Origin of the sequence: Kytococcus sp. HMSC28H12, assembly GCF_001816045.1 — a bacterium.
Lineage (GTDB): Bacteria > Actinomycetota > Actinomycetes > Actinomycetales > Dermatophilaceae > Kytococcus > Kytococcus schroeteri.
The window spans coordinates 1-8,558 of record NZ_KV824502.1; the positions used below are offsets into that span (position 1 = coordinate 1).

Consider the following 8,558-nt stretch of genomic DNA (forward strand, 5'->3'; position numbering starts at 1 on the left):
AGGCCGTCGGCACCGGCGGCGTGCTCGTGGACGGCCACGACCCCGTCGCCTGGGCCGGGACGCTGGCCGCCCTGCTCGCCGACCCCGCCGCGAGGGACCGGTTGGGTGGTGCCGGCGCCCGCCGGGGCGAGCAGCTCACCTGGGCCGCCTCCGCAGCCGCCCACCTGGACGCCTACGCAGAGGAGCCCCGATGACCGCCCGTGACGATGCCCTGGCCGTGGTGGAGCGCTGGGTGGCCCAGCACGCCGACCCGGCCTCGCCCGAGCACGTGGAGGGCGTGCAGGCCGAGCGCGTCCACGACGACGCCGGCCAGCCCACGCCCGCCTGGGCCATCACACTGCCCGGGGAGCGCAAGCTCAGGACCGTGGTCTCCGTGCGGGTGGGGGAGCGCTCGCTGGGGCTGGTGGCCTTCGTGGTGCGCAACCCGGACGAGAACCACGAGCAGGTGTACCGGATGCTGCTGCGCCGCAGCCTGGACCTGCCCGGCCTGGCCTACGCCGTGGACGACGCCGGCGACGTCTACCTCACCGGCCGCGTCCCCGTGGAGGGCGTCACCGACCAGTGGTTCGACGAGACCCTCGGGGCCGTCCTGCAGGCCAGCGACGGCATCTTCAACGAGGTGCTGGCCGCCGGCTTCCTCACCGCCATGCAGGCCGAGTGGGACTGGCGCACCAAGCGTGGGGAGTCCACCCGCAACCTCGAGGCCTTCCGCCACCTGCTCGCGGACTGAGCGCGGCGATAGTGTGCCCCCTATGACGAATGCTGCCCACACCCTGATCCTGCTGCGCCACGGCCAGAGCCAGTGGAACGAGAAGAACCTGTTCACCGGCTGGGTCGACGTCGACCTCACCGAGAAGGGCCGCGCCGAGGCCCGCCGCGGCGGCGAGCTGCTCAAGGCCGAGGGTCTGCTGCCCGACGTGCTGCACACCTCGCGTCTGCGCCGCGCCATCACCACGGCCAACCTGGCCCTCGACGCCGCCGACCGCCACTGGGTCGACGTGCGCCGCTCCTGGCGCCTCAACGAGCGCCACTACGGCGCCCTGCAGGGCAAGGACAAGGCGGAGATCAAGGAGCAGTACGGCGAGGAGCAGTTCATGGCCTGGCGCCGGAGCTTCGACACCCCGCCGCCGGCCATCGACCCCGCCGACGAGTGGTCGCAGGCCGACGACCCGCGCTACGCCGACCTGGGTGAGGACGCCCCGGCCACCGAGTGCCTCAAGGACGTCGTGGCCCGGCTGCGCCCGTACTGGACCGAGGCGATCGTGCCCGACCTGCAGGCCGGCCGCACCGTCATGGTGACCGCCCACGGCAACAGCCTGCGCGCGCTGGTCAAGGAGCTCGACGGCATCAGCGACGAGGACATCGCCGGCGTCAACATCCCCACCGGCATCCCGCTGGTGTACGAGCTCGACGCCGACTTCCGCCCGGTGACCCCCGGCGGCCGCTACCTGGACCCCGAGGCCGCTGCCGGCGCCATCCAGGAGGTTGCCAACCAGGGCAACAAGTGAGGCCCGTGCTCAGGCGACGGTGACCGCGTGGGCGTCCTCGCCGGGTCGGTCCAGCCGACCCGTCGCGAGGTAGCCCATGCGGCGCCCCACGCCCACGCTGTGGTCGCCGATGCGCTCGTAGTAGCGGCTCAGCAGGGTGAGGTCCACCGCCTCCTGCGTGTCGGTGATCTCCAGGCGGATGGTCTCGAAGACGCGCACGTGGAGGGCGTCGAGGCTGTCGTCCAGCACCTCCAGGTCCTGCGACACGCCGGGGTCCTGCGTGGCCAGGGCCTCCCCGGCGCCCTCCACCAGGGCCAGGGCCAGCCGGCCCATCTCCGTCATGGTCTCGCGGGCCGGCGCCGGCACGGCGAGCTCCGGGTAGCGCATGCGCACCAGCTCGGCCACGTGGCGTGCCAGGTCGCCGGTGCGCTCCATCGAGGCCGAGAGCTGCAGGGCCGTGACCACGAGACGCAGGTCGCTGGCCACCGGGCTCTCGCGCGCCAGCAGCTCGATGGCGTTCTGCTCGATCTCGGCGTAGAAGGCGTCGATGAGCGCGTCCCCGGAGATCACCGACTCCGCCAGGGCGCCGTCCGCGGCACCCAGCGCCCGGTTGGCCTCCCGGACGGCGTGGGCCACCAGGCGGTTCATCTCGACCATCTGGGCGGACATCTCGCCGAGTGCCCGGGTGAAGTTGGTGCGCGGCATGGCTCCCCTGTCTCGTGCTGGCCCCGCAGTGTTTCACCCGCCGGTGAACCGGAGGTTGCCGGTCCTGCGGGTACCGGGTGAACCCCGGGTGGACGCCGGGACGCGGATGACCGGAACACCTAGAGTGCCTGCATGACCCGGAGGCGCGCATGGACCCGATGACCTGGCTCGCCCTCGTCGTCGGCCTGCTGGTGGGTCTGGCACTCGGCCTGTGGTGGCGCCGCGGACGGTCGGAGCCCGATCGCTGCCGGCGGCCGCAGGGGCGGGAGGACTTCCCCCTCGGCGCACGGCAGGTGCTGGACTCCCTGGCCTCCACCGTCATCGTGCTCGACCAGGACAACCGGGTGGTGCACTCCACCCACCACGCGGCCGACCAGGGCTTCGTCCGCGACGGCGTGGTGCCCCACCAGGAGATCCGCGACCTCGTGGAGGAGTGCCGCGCCGACCGCGAGGTGCTCGACCGCGACGTACGGGTCTCCCGGAGTCTGCTCGTGGGCGGCACCGTCTCGCTGGGGTGCCGTGTCTTCCCGCTCGGCCACCAGCGGGTGGTGATTCTGCTGGAGGACCGTTCGCGTGCCCAGCGGGTGGAGGCGGTGCGCCGCGACTTCGTGGCCAACGTGAGTCACGAGCTGAAGACTCCCGTGGGCGGCCTGGCCCTGCTCTCCGAGGCGGTGCTGGACGCGCGCGAGGACCCCGAGGCGGTGGAGCGCTTCGCCCGCCGGATGACCGTGGAGTCCGAGCGCCTCACCCGGCTCGTGCAGGACATCCTCGACTTCTCCCGGCTCCAGGCTGGCGAGGCCGCCGAGAGCGCGGAGCCGGTGGACGTGGTCGACGTGGTCTCCACCGCGGTGGACCAGGTGCGGGTCCACGCCGACGGACGCGGCGTCGCCGTGCGCCAGGCGGGTGTCGCCCACGGCCCCGAGCGCCGGGTCTTCGGCAACCAGCAGCTGCTGGTGACCGCCGTGCGCAACCTCCTGGTCAACGCCCTGAACTACTCCGAGCCGGGCACCAAGGTGGTCGTCACGGTGGCCGGGGGTGATCAGCCGGGCACCGTGCGCATCGTGGTGACCGACCAGGGTGTCGGCATCCCCGCCGGTGACCTGGAGCGCATCTTCGAGCGCTTCTACCGGGTCGACTCGGCCCGGTCCCGCCAGACCGGGGGCACCGGCCTCGGCCTGGCCATCGTCAAGCACGTGGTGAGCAACCACGGCGGCACGGTGAGCGTGTGGTCACGCGTCGGCACCGGCTCGACCTTCACGCTGGAGCTGCCCAGCCTCGAGGCGACCTCGACGGAGGCCGCCGAGGGCGATGCGGCATCCTTGACCTAGTCCCGGCGCGTCGTCCCACCGCGCCCCGTCACCGCACCCGCAGGAGGATCCCCGTGGCCCGCATCCTGGTCGTCGAGGACGAGGAGTCGTTCTCCGATCCCCTCAGCTGGTTGCTGGAGCGCGAGGGCCACGTCGTCGTGGTGCGGGAGGACGGCCGGTCGGGCCTCGAGGAGTTCCAGCACTCCGGCGCCGACCTGGTGCTGCTGGACGTCATGCTGCCGGGGATGTCCGGGGTGGAGGTCTGCCGCGAGCTGCGCCGCGAGTCCACGGTGCCGATCATCATGCTCACCGCCAAGGACTCCGAGGTCGACAAGGTGGTGGGTCTGGAGATCGGGGCCGACGACTACGTCACCAAGCCGTACAGCTCGCGCGAGCTCCTGGCCCGCATCAACGCGGTGCTGCGCCGCCGGGGCGCGCCGCTGGTGGAGGAGGACTCCGTGGTGCGCGCCGGCGGGGTGGAGTTCGACGCGGACTCCCACGTGGTGGTGGTGCGCGGACGGCAGGTCTCGATGCCGCTCAAGGAGTTCGAGCTGCTCGAGATGCTCATGCGCAACCAGGGGCGGGTGCTCACCCGCGCGCAACTCATCGACCGCGTCTGGGGCACCGACTACGTGGGCGACACCAAGACGCTCGACGTGCACATCAAGCGGGTGCGCGGCAAGGTCGAGGAGAACCCCTCGAGCCCGCGGCTGATCACCACCATCCGCGGGCTCGGGTACAAGTTCGACGCCTGAGGGCGCCGGCGGCGCGTCAGTGGTGCGCGCCGCCCTCGGAGTGCAGGTCCTCCTTGGTGGGGCGCTCCGGGGCCTTCCAGCCCTCGGGGGCGAACTCCTCGTACTCGCCGGTCGGGAGCATGACCGGCACGCGCTGCTCGGACTGCTGGCCGCCGGCGGAGACGGTGAGCACCTGGAAGGCGCCGGGTGCCACGGTCTTGGGCAGCGTCACCTTCTCGTCACCGAGCTTCACACTGCTGTGGGGCTTCACGGTGCCGCTCCAGATCTCCTTGCCGTCGGCGGAGAGGCTGACCTGCTGCGGCTCGGAGCCGGAGTTGGACACGGCCCCGATGACGCGACCCTCGGCATCGGCCTGGGTGCCCAGGACGGTCAGGTCGAGGACGCTCACGTCGCCGGCGCGCACGAGCTCGCCGTTGGCGGGTGCGTAGTCGCGGGTGGTCTCCAGCGGGGAGAGGGACTGGCAGCCGGAGAGAGCGAGCATGCCGACGACGGACAGGGCCGCCAGGCGGCGTCCGAGGCGGGCGGGGGCGTGGGCGCGGGCAGTGGTGATCACCCGCGCATGGTACCCAACGGTGGGCCGCGACGGCTCGGGGGCCACGGCGTGCCCAGTGCTAGAATTATCGGGCGAAAGGGGCACTACATGACGTTTGAAGTCGGTGAAACGGTCGTCTACCCGCACCACGGTGCAGCGCTCATCGAAGAGGTCAAGCAGCGCAAGGTCAAGGGCAAGGAGATGACCTACCTGAAGCTCAAGGTGGCGCAGGGCGACCTGACCATCGAGGTTCCTGCCGAGAACTGCGACCTCGTGGGTGTCCGCGACGTCGTGGACGCGGAGGGTCTCGAGAAGGTGTTCGGCGTGCTGCGCGCCGAGAACTGCGAGGAGCCGACCAACTGGTCCCGCCGCTACAAGGCGAACCTCGAGAAGCTCGCCTCCGGTGACGTCATCAAGGTGGCGGAGGTCGTGCGTGACCTGTGGCGCCGCGAGCAGGACCGCGGTCTGTCCGCCGGGGAGAAGCGGATGCTGGCCAAGGCGCGCCAGATCCTCGTCTCCGAGCTGGCCCTGGCCGAGAAGACCGACGAGGAGAAGGCCGAGGCCACCCTCGACGAGGTCCTCGCGAGCTGATCCCCTGAACGCACAGCAGACCCCCCACGACCCCGACGGCGCTCCCGCCGTCGGGGTCGTCCTCGTCGCCGCCGGGTCCGGCACGCGCCTGGGGGCCGGCATCCCCAAGGCCTTCGTCGAGGTGGACGGCTCGTCCCTGCTCGAGCACGCGATCCACGGCGTGCTCGCCACCGCACGGGTGGACGAGCTGGTGGTCGTGGCGCCCGCCGGGTGGGAGGACCGGGCGCAGGAGTGCCTCGACCTCGCCGCGGGCTGCCCGTGCGCGCACCGGACCACCGTGGTGACCGGCGGGGCCGAGCGCGCCGACTCGGTGGCCGCCGGCCTGGCCGTCCTGGGTCCGGACGTAGAGGTCGTCCTCGTGCACGACGCTGCCCGCTGCTTCGCCCCCGCGGAGGTGTTCGACCGCGTGGTCGCCGCCGTCCGCGAGGGGGCCGCGGCGGTGGTCCCGGGGGTCCCCGTGGTGGACACGGTCAAGGTGGTCGACCCGGTCGAGGGGCGTCCCGAGCCGGTGGTGGCCACGCCGGCCCGCTCCACCCTGCGCGCGGTGCAGACCCCGCAGGGCTTCCGCCGTGAGGTGCTCCAGCGGGCCCACGCGGTCCCGGGCGCCGGTGCTGCGGCCACGGACGACGCCCTGCTCGTGGAGCAGCTGGGCGAGCGGGTGGTCGTGGTCCCGGGTGACGCCCGCTCGGCCAAGATCACCACCCCGGAGGACCTCCGCGCCGCAGGTGGCAGGGTGGCCCCGTGACCACCTCGCAGACGCCCGAACCCCTGCCCGCCCTGCCCCGCGTCGGCCACGGCACGGACGTGCACCGGTGGGCGCAGGACGACCGCGCCCTCTGGCTGGGCACGCTGGAGTGGCCGGGGGAATGCGGCATCGAGGGGCACTCCGACGGGGACGTGGCCGCCCACGCCGCCTGCGACGCGCTCTTCTCCGCCGCCGGGGTGGGCGACCTGGGCACGCACTTCGGCACCGGCCGCCCGGAGATGGCCGGCGCGCGCGGGGCGGACATGCTGGCCGAGGCCGTGCGCATCGTCGAGGCCGCCGGCTTCCGGGTGGGCAACGTGGCCGTGCAGGTCATCGGCAACCGGCCCAAGGTGGGTCCGCGCCGTGAGGAGGTGCAGGCCGCGATGTCGGCCGCGCTCGGTGGGGTGCCGGTGTCGGTCTCGGCCACGACCACCGACGGGCTCGGACTCACCGGCCGCGGCGAGGGGATCGCCGCCCTCGCCACCGCCCTGGTCGTCCCGGCCTGAGGCGCGCGCGGCGCCGGACGCCCGGCGAGGTCGTCGGTGGGTGTCGATACCGTGGGGGCAGACACGGGGGCCTGTCCCGCCCCACCCCTCACGTGATCAGGAGGCAGCATGCCGAGCACGGTCAAGGGCGTCATCGCCCGCAGCAAGGACGCGCCGGTGGAGGTGGTCGACGTCGTGGTGCCCGACCCGGGTCCCGGCGAGGCCGTGGTGAAGGTGACCACCTGCGGCGTCTGCCACACCGACCTGCACTACAAGCAGGGCGGCATCACCGACGACTTCCCCTTCCTGCTCGGCCACGAGGCCAACGGCGTCGTGGAGTCCGTGGGCGAGGGCGTGACCGAGGTCGAGCCGGGCGACACCGTGGTGCTCAACTGGCGTGCCGTGTGCGGCACCTGCCGGGCCTGCGCCAAGGGTGAGCCCTGGTACTGCTTCGACACCCACAACGCCGCGCAGAAGATGACGCTCACCGACGGCACCGAGCTGGAGCCCGCGCTGGGCATCGGTGCCTTCGCCGAGAAGACGCTGGTGCACGCCGGCCAGTGCACCAAGGTGGACCCCGAGGCCGACGCTGCCGCGACCGGCCTGCTCGGCTGCGGCGTGATGGCCGGCTTCGGCGCTGCCGTGAACACCGGCGGGGTGAAGCGTGGGGACTCCTTCGCCGTCATCGGCTGTGGTGGCGTGGGCATGGCCGCGCTCGCCGGTGCCGTAGTGGCTGGGGCGACCACCGTCATCGCGGTGGACACCGACCCGCGCAAGCTGGAGAAGGCCCGTGAGATGGGTGCCACCCACACGGTGGACCCGGCCGACGGCGACGTGGTGGAGGCCATCCGCGAGGCGACCGGTGGCTTCGGCGCCGACGTGGTGGTGGAGGCCGTGGGCCGCCCCGAGACCTACGAGCAGGCCTTCTACGCCCGCGACCTGGCCGGCACCGTGGTGCTGGTGGGCGTGCCGACGCCGGACACGGAGATCACGCTTCCGCTGCTGGAGGTCTTCGGGCGCGGGGGTGCGCTGAAGTCCAGTTGGTACGGCGACTGCCTGCCCAGCCGCGACTTCCCGATGATGGTGGACCTCTACCGGCAGGGTCGGCTCGACCTGGACGCCTTCGTCTCCGAGCGCATCGGCCTGGACCAGGTGGAGGAGTCCTTCGACAAGATGCACCGCGGTGACGTGCTGCGGTCCGTGGTGGAGGTGTCGCGATGAGCGCCGAGCACAAGCCGTCCGGCCCCGCCCAGCGCGTGGCCACGCCCCGCCAGATCGAGGGCGTGCGCGTGGAGTGCGTCGTCACCGCCGGCACCTTCGAGCTCGACGGCGGCTCCTGGGAGGTGGAGAACAACGTCTGGCTCCTCGGGGACGCCGAGGAGTGCATGGTCATCGACCCCGGGCACGACGGCGGGCCGGTGCTGGACGCGATCGGCGAGCGCACCCTGCGCGCCGTGCTGCACACGCACGCGCACAACGACCACATCAACGCCACCGGTGAGGTGACCGGCGACAAGTGGTCGCCCACGCACCTGCACCCGGCCGACCGGATGCTCTGGGACGCGGTCTACCCGGTGGCCCCGGACCACGAGCTCGAGCACGGCCAGCGCATCACCGTGGCCGGGGTGGCCATGGAGGTGCTGCACACCCCCGGTCACAGCCCCGGCGCGGTCTGCTTCTACGTGCCGGCCCTGGGCATCCTGTTCAGCGGCGACACCCTCTTCCAGGGCGGCCCCGGCGCCACGGGGCGCAGCTTCTCGGACTTCGGTCTCATCATCCGGTCGATCACCGAGCAGCTGCTGGTGCTGCCGCCGGACACCAAGGTGCTCACCGGGCACGGTGACGCCACCACCATCGGCGCGGAGGCCCCGCACCGGCAGGAGTGGATCGACCGCGGGCACTGAGCCGCGTGCGGACACGCAGGAGGGCGCCCCACCGGTCGGTGGGGCGC

At 72.8% G+C, this 8,558-nt stretch carries 11 protein-coding genes and 1 pseudogene; 10 read left to right on the top strand and 2 right to left on the bottom strand.

Annotation, left to right across the window (positions count from 1 at the left end; genetic code table 11):
- The 3 genes and pseudogenes from HMPREF3099_RS07225 to HMPREF3099_RS07235 all read left to right on the top strand — a co-directional run.
- Positions 1-194 (top strand): annotated as a pseudogene (locus HMPREF3099_RS07225) (D-inositol-3-phosphate glycosyltransferase); the annotation flags it as partial.
- A complete protein-coding gene (locus HMPREF3099_RS07230) occupies positions 191-730 on the top strand; it encodes a type III secretion system chaperone family protein (RefSeq protein WP_083323596.1) in 540 nt (179 codons plus the stop codon). The pseudogene HMPREF3099_RS07225 and the gene HMPREF3099_RS07230, both read left to right, overlap by 4 nt.
- A 22-nt stretch (positions 731-752) precedes the next feature.
- Positions 753-1,508, top strand: a complete 756-nt coding sequence (locus tag HMPREF3099_RS07235) for a phosphoglyceromutase (protein WP_070705362.1) — start codon at positions 753-755, stop codon at positions 1,506-1,508.
- Between the two features lie 9 nt (positions 1,509-1,517).
- Here HMPREF3099_RS07235 and phoU read toward each other — a convergent pair whose 3' ends face one another.
- Positions 1,518-2,192, bottom strand: coding sequence for a phosphate signaling complex protein PhoU (gene phoU / locus HMPREF3099_RS07240; protein WP_070705363.1), 675 nt, complete (start codon positions 2,190-2,192; stop codon positions 1,518-1,520).
- 149 nt (positions 2,193-2,341) lie between these two features.
- Here phoU and HMPREF3099_RS07245 point away from each other — a divergent pair, with 149 nt between their 5' ends.
- Complete coding sequence (locus HMPREF3099_RS07245) at positions 2,342-3,520, top strand: sensor histidine kinase (RefSeq protein WP_070705364.1); 1,179 nt, start codon at positions 2,342-2,344, stop codon at positions 3,518-3,520.
- Positions 3,521-3,573: 53 nt separating this feature from the next.
- Positions 3,574-4,254: a response regulator transcription factor gene (locus HMPREF3099_RS07250; RefSeq protein ID WP_070705365.1), complete on the top strand. Its 681-nt coding sequence runs from the start codon at positions 3,574-3,576 to the stop codon at positions 4,252-4,254.
- A gap of 16 nt (positions 4,255-4,270) precedes the next feature.
- Here HMPREF3099_RS07250 and HMPREF3099_RS07255 read toward each other — a convergent pair whose 3' ends face one another.
- Positions 4,271-4,807 carry a hypothetical protein gene (locus HMPREF3099_RS07255; RefSeq protein ID WP_070705366.1) on the bottom strand — a complete coding sequence of 179 codons (537 nt, stop codon included), beginning with the start codon at positions 4,805-4,807 and terminating at the stop codon, positions 4,271-4,273.
- Between the two features lie 87 nt (positions 4,808-4,894).
- Between HMPREF3099_RS07255 and HMPREF3099_RS07260 the strand changes: the two genes are divergently transcribed.
- The 5 genes from HMPREF3099_RS07260 (at position 4,895) to HMPREF3099_RS07280 (ending at position 8,511) form a co-directional block, all read left to right on the top strand.
- The gene (locus HMPREF3099_RS07260; protein WP_070705367.1) at positions 4,895-5,377 is read left to right on the top strand and encodes a CarD family transcriptional regulator; all 483 of its coding nucleotides are present in this window, start codon (positions 4,895-4,897) and stop codon (positions 5,375-5,377) included.
- 100 nt (positions 5,378-5,477) lie between these two features.
- Complete coding sequence (gene ispD / locus HMPREF3099_RS07265; RefSeq protein ID WP_331250704.1) at positions 5,478-6,122, top strand: 2-C-methyl-D-erythritol 4-phosphate cytidylyltransferase; 645 nt, start codon at positions 5,478-5,480, stop codon at positions 6,120-6,122.
- A gap of 23 nt (positions 6,123-6,145) precedes the next feature.
- Entirely contained in the window at positions 6,146-6,628 is a 483-nt protein-coding gene (gene ispF, locus HMPREF3099_RS07270) for a 2-C-methyl-D-erythritol 2,4-cyclodiphosphate synthase (RefSeq protein ID WP_070705370.1), read from the top strand.
- Between the two features lie 108 nt (positions 6,629-6,736).
- On the top strand, positions 6,737-7,828 hold the full coding sequence (locus HMPREF3099_RS07275; protein ID WP_070705368.1) for an S-(hydroxymethyl)mycothiol dehydrogenase: 1,092 nt from the start codon (positions 6,737-6,739) through the stop codon (positions 7,826-7,828).
- Positions 7,825-8,511: an MBL fold metallo-hydrolase gene (locus tag HMPREF3099_RS07280; protein WP_083323597.1), complete on the top strand. Its 687-nt coding sequence runs from the start codon at positions 7,825-7,827 to the stop codon at positions 8,509-8,511. Before HMPREF3099_RS07275 ends, HMPREF3099_RS07280 begins: the two co-directional genes overlap by 4 nt.
- Positions 8,512-8,558: the final 47 nt, after the last annotated feature.